This window comes from Pseudomonas sp. TWR1-1-3 (assembly GCF_049896805.1).
Classification (GTDB): domain Bacteria; phylum Pseudomonadota; class Gammaproteobacteria; order Pseudomonadales; family Pseudomonadaceae; genus Aquipseudomonas; species Aquipseudomonas bubulae.
The window spans coordinates 1,558,169-1,572,296 of the sequence record NZ_JAFCUZ010000001.1 but is presented as its reverse complement, the minus strand read 5'-3'; the positions used below and the strand labels follow the sequence as shown (position 1 = coordinate 1,572,296).

Annotated in this window: 13 protein-coding genes; all 13 read left to right on the top strand. The window is 58.7% G+C overall.

Annotated elements, in window-relative coordinates; genetic code table 11:
- The first annotated feature begins 20 nt into the window (after nucleotides 1–20).
- The 13 genes from ACP7BE_RS07240 to motD all read left to right on the top strand — a co-directional run bounded on the left by ACP7BE_RS07240 (nucleotide 21) and on the right by motD (nucleotide 14,125).
- Nucleotides 21–593 (top strand): fimbrial protein, encoded by a 573-nt coding sequence (locus ACP7BE_RS07240; protein WP_426105309.1) that lies wholly within the window; start codon nucleotides 21–23, stop codon nucleotides 591–593.
- 112 nt (nucleotides 594–705) lie between these two features.
- The gene (locus tag ACP7BE_RS07235; protein ID WP_426105307.1) at nucleotides 706–1,113 is read left to right on the top strand and encodes a fimbrial protein; all 408 of its coding nucleotides are present in this window, start codon (nucleotides 706–708) and stop codon (nucleotides 1,111–1,113) included.
- A gap of 125 nt (nucleotides 1,114–1,238) precedes the next feature.
- On the top strand, nucleotides 1,239–2,291 hold the full coding sequence (locus ACP7BE_RS07230) for a fimbrial protein (RefSeq protein ID WP_426105305.1): 1,053 nt from the start codon (nucleotides 1,239–1,241) through the stop codon (nucleotides 2,289–2,291).
- A 255-nt stretch (nucleotides 2,292–2,546) separates the two neighbouring features.
- Entirely contained in the window at nucleotides 2,547–4,676 is a 2,130-nt protein-coding gene (gene flhA / locus ACP7BE_RS07225; RefSeq protein WP_426105371.1) for a flagellar biosynthesis protein FlhA, read from the top strand.
- Between the two features lie 11 nt (nucleotides 4,677–4,687).
- Nucleotides 4,688–6,004 carry a flagellar biosynthesis protein FlhF gene (flhF, locus tag ACP7BE_RS07220; protein WP_095002596.1) on the top strand — a complete coding sequence of 439 codons (1,317 nt, stop codon included), beginning with the start codon at nucleotides 4,688–4,690 and terminating at the stop codon, nucleotides 6,002–6,004.
- A 119-nt stretch (nucleotides 6,005–6,123) separates the two neighbouring features.
- Nucleotides 6,124–6,951 (top strand): flagellar synthesis regulator FleN, encoded by an 828-nt coding sequence (gene fleN, locus ACP7BE_RS07215; protein WP_016781547.1) that lies wholly within the window; start codon nucleotides 6,124–6,126, stop codon nucleotides 6,949–6,951.
- Nucleotides 6,951–7,691, top strand: a complete 741-nt coding sequence (gene fliA, locus ACP7BE_RS07210; RefSeq protein ID WP_016781546.1) for an RNA polymerase sigma factor FliA — start codon at nucleotides 6,951–6,953, stop codon at nucleotides 7,689–7,691. The genes fleN and fliA overlap by 1 nt, the downstream gene beginning before the upstream one ends.
- Nucleotides 7,692–7,885: 194 nt before the next feature.
- Entirely contained in the window at nucleotides 7,886–8,257 is a 372-nt protein-coding gene (locus tag ACP7BE_RS07205) for a chemotaxis response regulator CheY (protein WP_162939305.1), read from the top strand.
- A 20-nt stretch (nucleotides 8,258–8,277) separates the two neighbouring features.
- Nucleotides 8,278–9,066 (top strand): protein phosphatase CheZ, encoded by a 789-nt coding sequence (locus ACP7BE_RS07200; RefSeq protein ID WP_095018900.1) that lies wholly within the window; start codon nucleotides 8,278–8,280, stop codon nucleotides 9,064–9,066.
- A gap of 64 nt (nucleotides 9,067–9,130) precedes the next feature.
- The gene (locus ACP7BE_RS07195) at nucleotides 9,131–11,299 is read left to right on the top strand and encodes a chemotaxis protein CheA (protein ID WP_338660249.1); all 2,169 of its coding nucleotides are present in this window, start codon (nucleotides 9,131–9,133) and stop codon (nucleotides 11,297–11,299) included.
- A gap of 47 nt (nucleotides 11,300–11,346) precedes the next feature.
- Nucleotides 11,347–12,492 carry a chemotaxis response regulator protein-glutamate methylesterase gene (locus ACP7BE_RS07190; RefSeq protein ID WP_337859473.1) on the top strand — a complete coding sequence of 382 codons (1,146 nt, stop codon included), beginning with the start codon at nucleotides 11,347–11,349 and terminating at the stop codon, nucleotides 12,490–12,492.
- On the top strand, nucleotides 12,492–13,232 hold the full coding sequence (locus ACP7BE_RS07185; protein ID WP_095002088.1) for a flagellar motor protein: 741 nt from the start codon (nucleotides 12,492–12,494) through the stop codon (nucleotides 13,230–13,232). Before ACP7BE_RS07190 ends, ACP7BE_RS07185 begins: the two co-directional genes overlap by 1 nt.
- A gap of 2 nt (nucleotides 13,233–13,234) precedes the next feature.
- Nucleotides 13,235–14,125 carry a flagellar motor protein MotD gene (gene motD / locus ACP7BE_RS07180; RefSeq protein ID WP_095002087.1) on the top strand — a complete coding sequence of 297 codons (891 nt, stop codon included), beginning with the start codon at nucleotides 13,235–13,237 and terminating at the stop codon, nucleotides 14,123–14,125.
- The last annotated feature ends 3 nt before the right edge of the window (nucleotides 14,126–14,128 follow it).

The window sequence follows — 14,128 nt, the reverse complement described above, 5'->3', positions numbered from 1 at the left end:
CGCGCCTCAGAAGAGGCGTCATGAAACCTTGTACGGTGACGGCCCTGAGTGCCTTGTTGCTGACGCTGCATGCCGCTCAGGGCCAGGCCGAGATTCAAGGGATGAATGGAGTTCTGGATATTTCGGGCTCACTGATCAATTCCCCTTGCGTCCTGGATATGGCCTCGGCAGACCAGGCCGTGGACCTTGGAAATGTGCCCCGCAGCCAATTGATGCGCCCGGGCGATATGGCATCGCCCGTGGTTTTGCAGTTGCGCTTTGTCGATTGCATGCGCGCATCCGGCAGCCTCCTGAATGAGCGCACGGGCAATCTGGTGTGGAGTGCCTATCAGCCGGTGGTGTCCGTCGCTTTTCTGGCGCCTGCCGATAAGGATGATCCGCGTTTGGTCAAAGTTCAGGGTGTCACCGGCATGGGCCTGCGCCTGACCGATGCCCTTGGCCGGGATGTGCGTTTGGGCGCTCGTGGAGAGCCTTTGTTTCTGGCGCATGGCAGCGACACCCTGACGTGGCAGGTGCAACCCACGCGCACTGCCACAGCACTGAGCAATGGCGCGTTTCGGGCCCGGGTTGATTTCAGGCTTATTTATGAGTGAGGGCGCAACGATGATCAGGTCGGTAACTTCGCGTTTTGCAATCACTTGCTATTGTCTGTGTCTGTCTCTTGGCCAGAGTGTTACGGCGCGTACCTCGGAGGTGGCCGTGAATGTGAGTGGGGTAATCCTTGCGCCTGCGCCTGCGCCTTGCATTGTTAATGGCAACAACACGCTCACTGTCCCTTTCGGCAGCAATCTGGTAGCTGCACAGATCGATGGGGTCAATTATCGCAAGCAGGTGCCTTATACAGTGACGTGCGGGCCGCAGCCAACCAATGACATGACAATAGAGTTGCAGGGGGGTGGAGCCAGTTTTGATCGCGCGTTGTTGATGACCAGTAAAAGTAATCTCGGGATCAAGTTCCTGGTGGGGGGTGCAACCTGGTCCCTTAACAGTCCCGTTAATTTTACATACCCAACTTTGCCTCAAATGGAAGCGGTGCTGGTGGCAAAACCGGGTAGCACTCTTGCGGGAGGAGCTTTTTCGGCTTCCGCAACGATAGTCATATCACTGCGCTGAGAAGTAAAGGCAGATGAGGCACCGACAATAAACTGACGTGTTTGCACTGCGTATCATTGATCAACTTTGGTGTGGAAAACACTATAGTTGTTGTCTTGGACTCTTAACCTGATCTGGATGGATTTGTGGCGGTGTTTATATTTGCGCTGGATGCCCCCAAGACGCGTGTCGAGGTAAAACTACATACAGGATCAAAAGTCGTGAATATTATGAGGTGTTTTGCTGGCGTATTTTTTTGGCTGTTTGCACAAGTTGCTTTTGCTGTTCATTGCCAAACGGATGACCGGGTCTGGAGGGATATGAGAGCAGAAACGCTTATTATCTACACTGACGTAAAACTGGATGCGGAAAATAGCAGGGTTACTATGAAAAGTGCTGTGCCGACCGTGTGCAGGCATAATTTCCCGGTGACGTTTCCTCTTAGTTATCGGGAGTGGATAGTTTCAACCTCTGATACGTTTAATCAGGCTCCAAAATTTTCTGCTTTCTCCTCCGGGATGATTGTTGGCGGGAACGAATACCCTTGGCCTTTGGGGCCTGGCAGGTACCTTGCCGAAGGCTCTAGAAGTGGACCTAACTATTTTTTCTGGCTTGGTATGTATCTCAAACTTTCTTCAAGTCCAGGCTTGAACATTAAAATTGACGCGGGTGATGTGATCGGTAACTTTCATTTTTTCAAGCTGTATAATTTCACCCATGCTTCGTATGCGCCATTTTCGATGTACGTTCAAATCAGGGCACGCAACAGTTTGGACACAACACCACCTGTTCCAGCGGAGTGTGCTATCAATGATAACAGGCCCGTTAATGTTGATTTTGGTTCTGTGGATCCCGCGGCCATAGGGATAAGTGCGAGTACTTCACTTGCCCGGAAAACGGTCGGCGTAAAATTTGTGTGTGACAGGGCTCTTCAAAGCGCCAGGCTCAAACTGGTGGCAACGCCTTCTATATTCAGTGCTGAAGGTTTTGTATCGGGCAAGCCTGATATAGCCATCGCCATGATTCGTAAAAGTGATGATGCAATTATTTTACCGTCTTCCGGGCTCAGTTATTATGTCTATTTGATCAGCGGTGAAACAACGGAGGAATATACTTTTTCTCTTTTTCGTAAACGTGGCACTTTTCCACCTGCCGGCCCTTTTGCTGGGAGCGGTACTCTTGTGGTGGAGTTTCCTTGACTCGCCAAGCAGAGCCATCCCATCGGCTGCAAAATAAAAGCTGCAACAGCACAAGGGGGAAGGATTCTCCCTTATTGGTAATGAACGGCGTTTTTTCCTGGTTTCAGCCCTGCTGCGCTCATCGGCACTACAAGGATTCGCACACCCTGCAAGCCTTCCATATGGCCATTTGCCAAAGTTGGAAGGTTTCTTGCAGTGGCAGGCTCCACGGCGCATATGGCGTCAAAAGTTTGCTAAAGGTTTGCCGCAATGTCATTGGATCGCTCTCAGTTAATCAACACCGCTCGCAGCGGTCTGGCCGGCCTGGGTCAGGGACAGTTGGGTGTGCCGCTGTTGTTGCTGGTGATGCTGGCAATGATGATGTTGCCGATCCCCGCCTTTTTGCTGGATGTGTTTTTTACCTTCAATATCGCGCTGTCCATCGTGGTGTTGCTGGTGTGCGTCTACGCCTTGCGGCCACTGGATTTTGCCGTGTTCCCCACCATCCTGCTGGTGGCCACGCTGATGCGCCTGGCGCTCAACGTGGCCTCCACCCGGGTGGTGATGCTCCACGGTCAGGAGGGCCACGCCGCCGCGGGCAAGGTGATCCAGGCCTTCGGCGAGGTGGTGATCGGCGGCAACTACGTGGTGGGCATCGTGGTGTTTGCGATCCTGATGATCATCAACTTCGTGGTCGTGACCAAGGGCGCCGGGCGCATCTCGGAAGTGAGTGCGCGCTTCACCCTCGACGCCATGCCCGGCAAGCAGATGGCCATTGACGCCGACCTGAATGCCGGACTGATCGACCAGAATCAGGCCAAGATGCGCCGTCAGGAAGTCGCCCAGGAAGCCGAGTTCTATGGCTCGATGGACGGTGCCAGCAAATTCGTGCGCGGTGATGCCATCGCCGGTCTGTTGATCCTGTTTATCAACCTGATCGGCGGCATGGCAGTTGGGATTTTCCAGCACGGCATGAGCTTCAGCGAAGCCGGCAAGGTGTACGCCTTGCTCACCATTGGTGACGGTTTGGTGGCGCAATTGCCGTCCCTGTTGCTGTCCACGGCTGCCGCGATCATGGTGACCCGTGCTTCGGGCTCCGAAGACATGGGCAAGCAGATCAACCGGCAGATGTTTACCTCACCCAAGGCGCTGGCTGTCTCGGCAGGCATCATGGCCATCATGGGCATCGTGCCCGGCATGCCGCATTTCTCCTTCCTGAGCCTGGCTGCAGTCGCCGGTGGTGCGGCGTACCTGATGTGGAAAAAACAGAACGTGGTCAAGGTCCAGGCCCTGGCAGAGGTCAAGCGCCAGCAGGAGCTGCTGCCTTCGCCAACCCGCGCCCAGGAAACCAAGGAGCTGGGCTGGGATGACGTTACCCCCATCGACATGATCGGGCTTGAGGTCGGTTATCGCCTGATCCCGTTGGTGGATCGCAACCAGGGTGGCCAGTTACTGGCGCGGATCAAGGGGGTGCGCAAGAAGCTGTCCCAGGACCTGGGCTTTCTGATGCCCACCGTGCATATCCGTGACAATCTCGACCTGGCCCCCAGCGCCTATCGCCTGACCCTGATGGGAGTGATTCTGGCGGAGGCCGAAATCTATCCGGACCGCGAGATGGCGATCAACCCGGGGCAGGTATTTGGCACGCTTAACGGGATTACCACCAAAGACCCGGCCTTTGGTCTGGAAGCGGTGTGGATCGAGGTCAGCCAGCGCAGCCAGGCGCAGTCACTGGGCTATACCGTAGTGGACGCCAGTACCGTAGTGGCAACGCACCTTAACCAGATCCTGTACAAACACTCCCATGAGTTGATTGGTCATGAAGAAGTTCAGCAGTTGATGCAGCTGTTGGCCAAGTCCTCGCCCAAACTGGCCGAAGAACTGGTGCCGGGGGTGTTGAGCCTGTCGCAATTGCTCAAGGTGCTGCAGGCCTTGTTGGCCGAACAGGTGCCAGTGCGGGATATCCGCAGTATTGCCGAAGCCGTCGCCAACAATGCTCAAAAGAGTCAAGATACTGCCGCTTTGGTTGCCGCCGTACGCGTGGGCTTGTCTCGTGCCATCGTGCAAAGCATTGTAGGCGTTGACTCCGAGCTGCCTGTTATCACCCTGGAGCCCAGGTTGGAACAAATATTGCTCAATAGTTTGCAGAAGGCCGGACAAGGCCAGGAAGAGGGCGTTTTGCTGGAGCCCAGCATGGCAGAGAAGCTCCAGCGCTCGTTGATCGACGCTGCTCAGCGTCAGGAGATGCAAGGCAATCCGGTCATCTTGTTGGTGGCAGGCCCGGTACGCGCGATGCTGTCGCGCTTTGGCCGTCTGGCGGTGCCCAACCTGCATGTACTGGCTTACCAGGAAATCCCTGACAACAAGCAGGTCACGATCGTTGCGACAGTAGGCCCTAACGGCTGAGGGTTTGGTTTATGCAAGTGAAGCGATTTTTCGCCGCCGATATGCGTCAGGCCATGAAGCTGATTCGTGATGAGTTGGGGGCTGACGCCGCCATTATTGGCAACCGCCGGATTGCCGGGGGCGTTGAGTTGACCGCGGCCCTGGACTACAAGCTGTCCGCGCTGGCACCCCGGGTGCCGAACATTGAGCTGGAAGAAGAGCTGCGCAAGACCCAGTCGCGGATTGTTTCGGCCCAGGCCGAGTTGAGCTTGCGCGGTGAAGGCGAGGCCGGCGATAACCGCCAGCTGTTTGCCGGTTTGCCGCTCACGGCTGCCGAGCCATTGATTGAGCCGACTCTGGAAGAACCGCCGCGCCCTGCGCCGGCGCCCGCGGCACCGACGATCGATCAGCGTGCATTCGACAATATGCGCCATGAACTCAACGGTTTGCGCGAGTTGCTGGAAGTGCAACTGGGCTCGCTGGCCTGGAGCCAGTTGCAGGACGCCAAGCCCGCGCAGGCCAACTTGTGGCGCCGTTTGCAGCGCATCGGTTTGTCCGGGCCGCTGTCCCGTGATCTGCTGGCGCAGGTGGCCGGTATCGAAGAGCCACGCCAGGCGTGGCGGATGTTGCTAGCGCACCTGGCGCGGATGATTGCCACGCCGGAGCTGGAGCCGCTGGAAGAGGGTGGCGTAATCGCTATGGTGGGGCCCGCCGGGATGGGTAAAACCACCACCCTGGCCAAGCTGGCGGCCCGTTATGTGCTCAAGTACGGCGCGCAGAATATCGCCCTGGTGAGCATGGACAGTTTCCGTATTGGCGCCCAGGAACAACTCAAGACCCTGGGGCGCATCTTGAATGTGCCGGTAACCCATGTTGCCCCCGGCCAGTCGCTGGGCCAGACCCTTGAACCGCTGGTGCGCAAGCGCGTGGTGCTGGTCGATACCGCGGGCCTGCAAGCCAGCGACCCGGCGTTGCGCCTGCAGCTCGAAAGCCTGGCGGGGCGCGGAATCAAGGCCAGGAATTATCTGGTGTTGGCCACTACCAGCCAGAAGCAGGTGCTGACGGCCGCTTACCTCAGTTACAAGCGTTGCGGGCTGGCCGGTTGCATCCTCACCAAACTGGATGAAACCGCGAGCCTGGGCGAAGTGTTGAGCCTGGCGATCAGTCACGAGCTGCCGGTGGCTTACCTCACCGACGGCCCGCGGATCCCGGACGATCTCCATCTGCCGCGGCGTCACCAGTTGGTGAGCCGCGCAGTGAGTGTGCAAATGCAGGAAGAACCCAGCGAAGAGGCCATGGCCGATATGTTCGCTGATATCTACCACAGCCCACCCAAGCGGGTCGGCTGAGGTAGTCAAGATTACGTTGAAATGTACCTACATCGGCTGGTCTGAAGGTTTTGTTCCGCAGGGGAACGAGCAGCCAACGCATGTAGCCGCGTCTAAGTAAGACAAGGTAAAGAAAGATCATGGGCAGCATGCATCCCGTACAGGTGATCGCAGTGACCGGCGGCAAGGGTGGCGTCGGTAAAACTAACGTGTCAGTCAACTTGTCCATCGCATTGGCCGAGCTGGGCAGGCGCGTTCTGTTGATGGACGCGGACCTTGGGCTGGCGAACGTCGATGTTTTGCTGGGCTTGACCCCAAAATTCACCCTGGCCGATGTGGTCGAGGGGCGTTGCGAGCTGCGCGACGTATTGCTCCAGGGGCCCGGCGGGATCCGCATCGTGCCGGCGGCCTCGGGCACCCAGAGCATGGTGCACCTGAGCCCGGCGCAGCATGCCGGCCTGATCCAGGCCTTCAGCGACCTGGGCGACAACCTCGATGTGCTGGTGATCGACACCGCCGCCGGGATTGGCGAGTCGGTGGTCAGCTTTGTCCGCGCAGCCCAGGAAGTGCTGCTGGTGGTGTGCGACGAGCCGACCTCGATCACCGACGCCTATGCGTTGATCAAGTTGCTCAACCGCGATTACGGCATGAACCGCTTCCGCGTGCTGGCCAATATGGCGCAAAGCCCGCAGGAAGGGCGCAATCTGTTCGCCAAGCTGACCAAGGTTACCGACCGTTTCCTCGATGTGGCCCTGCAATATGTGGGCGCCGTGCCTTACGACGAATGCGTGCGCAAGGCCGTGCAAAAACAGCGCGCCGTCTACGAAGCGTTTCCGCGCTCCAAGTGCTCGCTGGCGTTCAAGGCCATCGCGCAAAAAGTTGACACCTGGCCGTTGCCAGCCAACCCGAGGGGGCATCTTGAGTTCTTTGTCGAACGCCTGGTGCAGCAGGCAGGGGGGCGCTTTTAATGACGGCCAGCGGTTATCGCATGTACAGCAAGTCATCCCGTGACAGCCAGTACGAGCTGATCGAGCGCTACGCGCCCCTGGTCAAGCGCATTGCCTACCACCTGCTGGCGCGTTTGCCGGCCAGTGTGCAGGTGGATGACCTGATCCAGGCCGGGATGATCGGCCTGCTCGAAGTTTCGGGCAAATACGACGCCAGCAAGGGCGCGAGTTTCGAGACCTATGCCGGCATCCGTATCCGTGGCGCGATGCTCGATGAAGTGCGCAAGGGCGACTGGGCACCGCGTTCGGTACACCGCAATACCCGCATGGTCAGTGACGCCATTCGGGTAATTGAAGCAAAAACCGGTTGTGACGCTAAAGATCATGAAGTTGCGGCCGAACTCCAGTTAAGCCTTGATGATTATTACGCCATCTTGAATGACACCCTGGGCAGCCGCCTGTTCAGTTTCGACGATCTGTTGCAGGACGGCGAACACGAAGGGTTGCACGAAGATGGCGCGAGTGCCCACACGGAGCCGTCGCGCGACCTTGAAGATGAACGCTTTCAGGCCGCGCTGGCCGATGCGATCGCCCATTTGCCCGAGCGTGAACGGTTAGTGCTGGCGCTGTACTACGACGAAGAACTGAACCTCAAGGAAATCGGCGAAGTGCTGGGGGTCAGCGAGTCCCGGGTCAGCCAGCTGCACAGCCAGTGCGCGGCACGCTTGCGGGCTCGCCTGGGGCAGTGGCGCGCGCACTAGGGCCCTTGATACCTGTGGGAGCGGGCTTGCCCGCGATGGGATCGACACGGTGAATCAGACAGACCGCGTCGACCCCATCGCGGGCAAGCCCGCTCCCACAGTCGATTAGGCGTGTTTGAAAACGAATTGATTGAATGGCGTGCCCTGCACATGGGTGCGTTAAAGACTGCTTGGAGGTCGAATTGGACAAGAACATGAAAATCCTCATCGTTGATGACTTTTCAACGATGCGGCGGATCATTAAAAACCTGTTGCGTGACCTGGGGTTCACCAACACGGTCGAGGCGGACGACGGCACCACCGCGTTACCGATCCTCAACCTGGGGCACATCGACTTTCTGGTGACGGACTGGAACATGCCGGGCATGACCGGCATCGAGTTGCTGCGCCATGTGCGTGCCGACGAAAAACTCAAGCACTTGCCGGTGCTGATGGTGACCGCCGAGGCCAAGCGCGAGCAGATTATCGAAGCGGCCCAGGCCGGTGTTAATGGATATGTAGTCAAGCCGTTCACCGCTATCGCACTCAAAGACAAAATCGAAAAGATCTTTGAACGCATCGGTTGAGCGGTTGCCTTGGGGGCACTATGGAGCATAAAGATTGCACACAGGCCGATTTTGAATCGACCCTGAAAAAACATGCCCACGAATTGGTCGAAAGCCTTGAACGAGGCCAGTTTGGCGATGCCGTGCAGTTGATTCACGAGCTCAACCAGACCCGTGACCGCGGGCTGTATCGTGAAGTCGGCAAGCTGACCCGCGAACTGCACAGCGCCATTGTCAATTTCCATATTGATCCAGGCATGCCGCAAGCCGAAGAGGTGTCGCAGATCACGGATGCCACCGAACGTTTGGCTTATGTTGTGAAACTCACGGAAGCGGCGGCCAACCGGACCATGGACCTGGTGGAAAACAGCACGCCACTGGTCAATGGCCTGGGTCAGGAAGCCAAAGAACTGAGCGCGGATTGGGGGCGTTTTATGCGCCGTGAAATCGGTGCCGAAGAGTTTCGCGAGCTGGCGCGTCGGATTGACAGTTTTTTGACGCTCAGCGAAACGCAAAACACCATCGTGTCCGCCAATCTGACTGATATTTTGCTGGCTCAGGATTTCCAGGACCTGACCGGTCAGGTGATCAAGCGGGTGACGCAACTGGTCACGGACGTGGAGAGCAATTTGCTCAAGCTGGTGCTGATGGCCAGCCAGGTCGATCGCTTTGCCGGGATCGAGCACGACCGCGATGCATTGCGCGCTGAAAATAATTTGCAAAAAAACCAGGCCAAGGGTGAAGGTCCGCAGATTCATGCCGATACACGTAATGACGTCGTATCCGGTCAGGATGATGTTGACGATTTGTTGTCCAGTCTGGGTTTTTAGGACTTGAAGAGGCGTGCGGGCGCTGTTGCCCGGCGTCGAAGAGCCTATTTCAAGGAGCACCTACATGAGCTTCGGCGCCGATGAAGAAATCCTTCAGGATTTCCTGGTTGAAGCCGGCGAAATTCTGGAGTTGTTGTCCGAACAACTGGTCGAGCTGGAAAGCCGACCGGATGATGCGGATCTGCTCAATGCCATTTTTCGCGGTTTTCACACTGTAAAAGGGGGCGCCGGCTTCCTGCAGCTCCATGAGTTGGTGGAGTGCTGTCACATCGCCGAAAACGTCTTCGACATCCTGCGCAAGGGTGAGCGCAGCGTTGACGCGGAGCTGATGGATGTGGTGCTTGAGGCCCTGGATGCGGTCAATGGCATGTTCAGCGAAGTGCGTGAGCGCAGCCCGATCACTGCCGCGACTCCCGAGTTGCTGGCGGCCCTGGCGCGCCTGGCCGAGCCTGCTGCTGTGCAAGCAGCGGTTGTTGCAGTGCCTGAACCGGTGGGTGAAGCCCCGGTGACCGATATCACCGACAGCGAGTTCGAGCAGTTGCTCGATTCCCTCGATGCGGTCAAGGCGGCCGCGGCCGAGCCTGAGGCGGTGGCCACAACACAAAGCACGACCAGCGACGAAATAAGCGACGCCGAGTTTGAATTGCTGCTCGACCAATTGCACGGCAAGGGCCAGTTTTCGATGGAAGCGGCGGTGGCCACTGTGGCCGACGAAGCGCCCGCCGTGGCCGCCGAAGTCAGCAATGAAATCACCGACGATGAATTCGAAGCCCTGCTTGATCAATTGCATGGCAAGGGTTCGTTCAATACCGATGGGCTGGACACCGCGACCGCGGCACCTGCCGAGCCTGCGGTCACTGCCGTGGTGCCTGCGGGCGACCCTGACCTGATCAGCGATCACGAATTTGAAGCCTTGCTCGACCAGATGCACGGCAAAGGCAAATTCAGCGCCGACTCGGCAGCCGTGGTGGCTGCAGTTGCCCCGGCCAAGCCGGTAGCGGCGGCACGACCGGGCCCGGCCCGTGGCGCGGCTGCGCCTGCAGAAAAACCGGTGGCCAGCGAGGCTGAAACCACCGTGCGCGTCGATACCGCGCGGCTCGATGACATCATGAATATGGTCGGCGAGCTGGTGCTGGTGCGTAACCGTCTGGTGCGCCTGGGCCTGAACAGTCATGACGAGGAGATGGCCAAGGCGCTGTCCAACCTCGACGTGGTCACCGCCGACCTGCAAACCGCGGTGATGAAAACGCGGATGCAGCCGATCAAGAAAGTTTTCGGCCGCTTCCCGCGCCTGGTACGGGACCTGGCACGGCAGCTGAAAAAAGAAATCAGCCTGGAGCTGGTGGGCGAAGAGACCGACCTGGACAAAAACCTCGTCGAGGCCCTGGCCGACCCGCTGGTCCACCTGGTGCGCAACGCCGTCGACCACGGCTGCGAAACCCCGGAAGAACGCGCCGCCGCCGGCAAACCGAGCTGTGGTCGGGTGATTTTGTCGGCCGAGCAGGAGGGCGACCATATCCTGCTGTCGATCTCTGACGATGGCAAAGGCATGGACGCCAACTTCCTGCGTTCCCTGGCGGTGAAAAAAGGCTTGATGGACAAGGATGCGGCCGATCGCCTGAGTGAAAACGACTGCTACAACCTGATCTTTGCCCCGGGTTTTTCGACCAAGACCGAAATCAGCGATGTGTCCGGGCGTGGCGTGGGCATGGACGTGGTGAAAACCAAGATTGCCCAGCTCAATGGTTCGTTGAGTATCGAGTCGGCCCTGGGCCGTGGTTCAAAAATCGTCATCAAGGTGCCCCTGACCCTGGCCATTATGCCGACCCTGATGGTGATGCTGGGTAATCAGGCGTTTGCTTTCCCGCTGGTCAACGTCAACGAAATCTTCCACCTCGACCTGTCGCGCACCAACGTGGTCGACGGTCAGGAAGTGGTGATCGTGCGCGACAAGGCACTGCCGCTGTTCTACCTCAAGCGCTGGCTGGTGGCATCTGCTGCACACGAAGAGCAGCGCGAAGGGCATGTGGTGATTCTCTCGATCGGCACCCAGCGCATCGGTTTTGTGGTCGATCAACTGGTCGGCCAGGAAGAAGTGGTGATCAAGCCTTTGGGCAAGATGCTCCAGGGCACGCCAGGCATGTCGGGTGCCACCATCACCGGTGATGGTCGTATTGCCTTGATTCTGGATGTTCCGAGCATGCTCAAGCATTACGCATCACGGCGTATTTGATTCTGGTGCCTCGGGGCTCGTGCCCCGTACCGCCTAACGGAGTGTTTATGGTAGTCAAGGTCCTGGTGGTGGATGATTCCGGTTTTTTCCGCCGTCGTGTCTCGGAAATTCTGTCGGCTGACCCGACGATTCAAGTGATCGGCACCGCCACCAACGGCAAGGAAGCGATTGATCAGGCGCTGGCGCTCAAGCCGGACGTGATCACCATGGATTACGAGATGCCGATGATGGATGGCATCACTGCAGTGCGCCATATCATGCAGCGCTGCCCGACCCCGGTGTTGATGTTCTCCTCGCTGACCCACGAGGGTGCCCGCGTGACCCTCGATGCGCTGGACGCCGGGGCGGTGGATTTTCTGCCGAAAAACTTTGAAGACATCTCGCGTAACCCCGAGAAGGTCAAACAGATGCTGTGTGAAAAAGTACACAGCATCTCGCGCAGCAACAGGCGCATGTCCAGCTACAGCGCACCTGTACCGGCAGCGGCGGCCCCGACCCCGACCCCTGCGCCCCGGCCCGGGCTGGGCGGTTTCGTCGCGCCGGCCGCGGCGGCCGCGCCGGTGCGCACCACACCCATTGCCAGCCGTGGCGGCCCTGTGCCAACCCCGGCGGCTGCCGCACCCAAGCGCAAGGCTTACAAGCTGGTGGCTATCGGTACTTCAACCGGTGGGCCGGTGGCCTTGCAACGGGTACTGACTCAGTTACCGGGCAATTTCCCGGCGCCGATCGTGCTTGTGCAGCATATGCCGGCCGCGTTCACCAAGGCGTTTGCCGAGCGGCTGGACAAGCTTTGCCGCATCAGTGTCAAGGAAGCCGAGGACGGCGATATCCTGCGCCCCGGTCTGGCCTTGCTGGCACCTGGCGGCAAGCAAATGATGATCGACGGCCGTGGCGCCGTACGCATCCTGCCGGGCGATGAGCGCCTCAACTACAAACCGTGCGTGGATATCACCTTCGGCTCGGCGGCCAAATCCTTTGGTGACAAAGTTTTGGCGGTGGTATTGACCGGCATGGGCGCGGACGGCCGCGAAGGCGCACGCATGCTCAAACAGGGCGGCAGCCAGGTATGGGCCCAGGACGAAGCCAGTTGCGTGATTTACGGCATGCCCATGGCCATCATCAAAGCCGGCCTGGCCGATGCGGTGTACAGCCTCGATGACATTGGCCGGCACCTGGCCGAGGCTTGCCACTGATGGACGTGCTCAGTCTGATTGGCATCATCATGGCGTTTGTCGCGATTATCGGCGGCAACTACCTGGAGGGGGGCCATCTGGGCGCTCTGGCCAATGGCCCGGCAGCGTTGATCGTGCTGGGCGGCACTGTGGGCGCGGCATTGCTGCAGTCGCCCATGAGTGCGTTCAAACGCGCAATGCAGACCGTGGTGTGGATTCTGTTTCCGCCACGTATCGACATGACGGGCGGTATCGACCGTGTCGTCAACTGGAGCCTTACGGCCCGCAAGGAAGGCTTGCTCGGCCTGGAAGGCATGGCCGATACCGAGCCCGACAGCTATTCGCGCAAGGGCCTGCAATTGCTGGTCGACGGAGTAGAGCCGGAAACCATTCGCAGCGTGCTGGAAGTCGACTACATGACCCAGGAAAGCCGCGATATCGAGGCCGCCAAGGTGTTTGAGAGCATGGGCGGTTACGCCCCGACCATCGGCATTATTGGCGCGGTCATGGGCTTGATCCACGTTATGGGCAACCTGGCCGATCCAGGGCAACTGGGCAGTGGCATTGCGGTGGCGTTTGTCGCGACCATTTACGGGGTGGCCAGCGCCAACCTGGTGTTGCTGCCCATTGCCAGCAAGCTCAAGGCCATTGCCATGCGCCAGTCGCTGTACCGCGAGATGTTGCTCGAAGGCATCCTGTCGATTGCCGAGGGCGAGAACCCGCGCTCCATTGAACTCAAACTTCAAGGCTTTACAGGTTAACTATGAGCCGGCGCCGTCGCCACGCGGATGAACACGTCAATCACGAACGCTGGCTTGTGTCCTACGCGGACTTCATCACCTTGCTGTTTGCCTTTTTCGTCGTCATGTACTCGATTTCTTCTATCAATGAGGGCAAGTACCGAGTGATTTCCCAGGCGCTGGTCGGTGTGTTCAATGACACCGAGCGCAGCATCAAGCCGGTGCCCATCGGTGAAGAGCGTCCGCTGACCACCCAGCCTGCCGAACCCTTGATAAAAGACAGCGAAAATACTGACGCCGGTTTGGGGCAGCGCCCCGATGACCCGCTCAAGACCATTGCCAATGACATCACCCATGCCTTTGGTGATTTGATCGCGTCCAAACAATTGACGGTGCGCGGCAATGAGCTGTGGGTCGAGATCGAACTCAACTCCAGCCTGCTGTTCGGCAGCGGTGATGCGATGCCCAGCAATGCAGCTTTCGAGATCATCGACAAAGTGGCCGCAGTACTCAAACCCTTTGAAAACCCGATACATGTCGAAGGGTTTACTGACGACCTGCCGATCCGGACCGCGCAGTACCCGACCAACTGGGAACTGTCATCGGCGCGCTCGGCAAGCATCGTGCGCATGCTCGCCATGCAGGGGGTCAGCCCCGGGCGCATGGCCTCGGTGGGCTACGGCGAGTTTCAGCCGGTGGCCAACAACGCTACGCCAGAGGGGCGCGCGCTCAATCGCCGGGTAGTGCTGGTGGTGTCGCGCAACCTTGAGGTACGCCGCAGCCTGACTGGCACGGGCAGCGCCCATGCAACACCGGATGCCGCCTTGAAGCGGGCTGGCACACAAACTGCACCGCCACAGACACAGCCACTGGTTCGCGGGAATGCCGTCAATTCCCCGTCGCCAACCCTATAAATC

What these genes read in the sequence shown, in the direction of transcription:
- ACP7BE_RS07190 (WP_337859473.1), top strand. Translation starts at nt 11,347, where the DNA reads ATGGTAGTCAAGGTCCTGGTGGTGGATGATTCCGGTTTTTTCCGCCGT.
- ACP7BE_RS07200 (WP_095018900.1), top strand. Translation starts at nt 8,278, where the DNA reads ATGGAGCATAAAGATTGCACACAGGCCGATTTTGAATCGACCCTGAAA.
- ACP7BE_RS07240 (WP_426105309.1), top strand. Translation starts at nt 21, where the DNA reads ATGAAACCTTGTACGGTGACGGCCCTGAGTGCCTTGTTGCTGACGCTG.
- ACP7BE_RS07185 (WP_095002088.1), top strand. Translation starts at nt 12,492, where the DNA reads ATGGACGTGCTCAGTCTGATTGGCATCATCATGGCGTTTGTCGCGATT.
- fleN (WP_016781547.1), top strand. Translation starts at nt 6,124, where the DNA reads ATGGGCAGCATGCATCCCGTACAGGTGATCGCAGTGACCGGCGGCAAG.
- flhF (WP_095002596.1), top strand. Translation starts at nt 4,688, where the DNA reads ATGCAAGTGAAGCGATTTTTCGCCGCCGATATGCGTCAGGCCATGAAG.
- fliA (WP_016781546.1), top strand. Translation starts at nt 6,951, where the DNA reads ATGACGGCCAGCGGTTATCGCATGTACAGCAAGTCATCCCGTGACAGC.
- ACP7BE_RS07205 (WP_162939305.1), top strand. Translation starts at nt 7,886, where the DNA reads ATGAAAATCCTCATCGTTGATGACTTTTCAACGATGCGGCGGATCATT.
- ACP7BE_RS07195 (WP_338660249.1), top strand. Translation starts at nt 9,131, where the DNA reads ATGAGCTTCGGCGCCGATGAAGAAATCCTTCAGGATTTCCTGGTTGAA.
- motD (WP_095002087.1), top strand. Translation starts at nt 13,235, where the DNA reads ATGAGCCGGCGCCGTCGCCACGCGGATGAACACGTCAATCACGAACGC.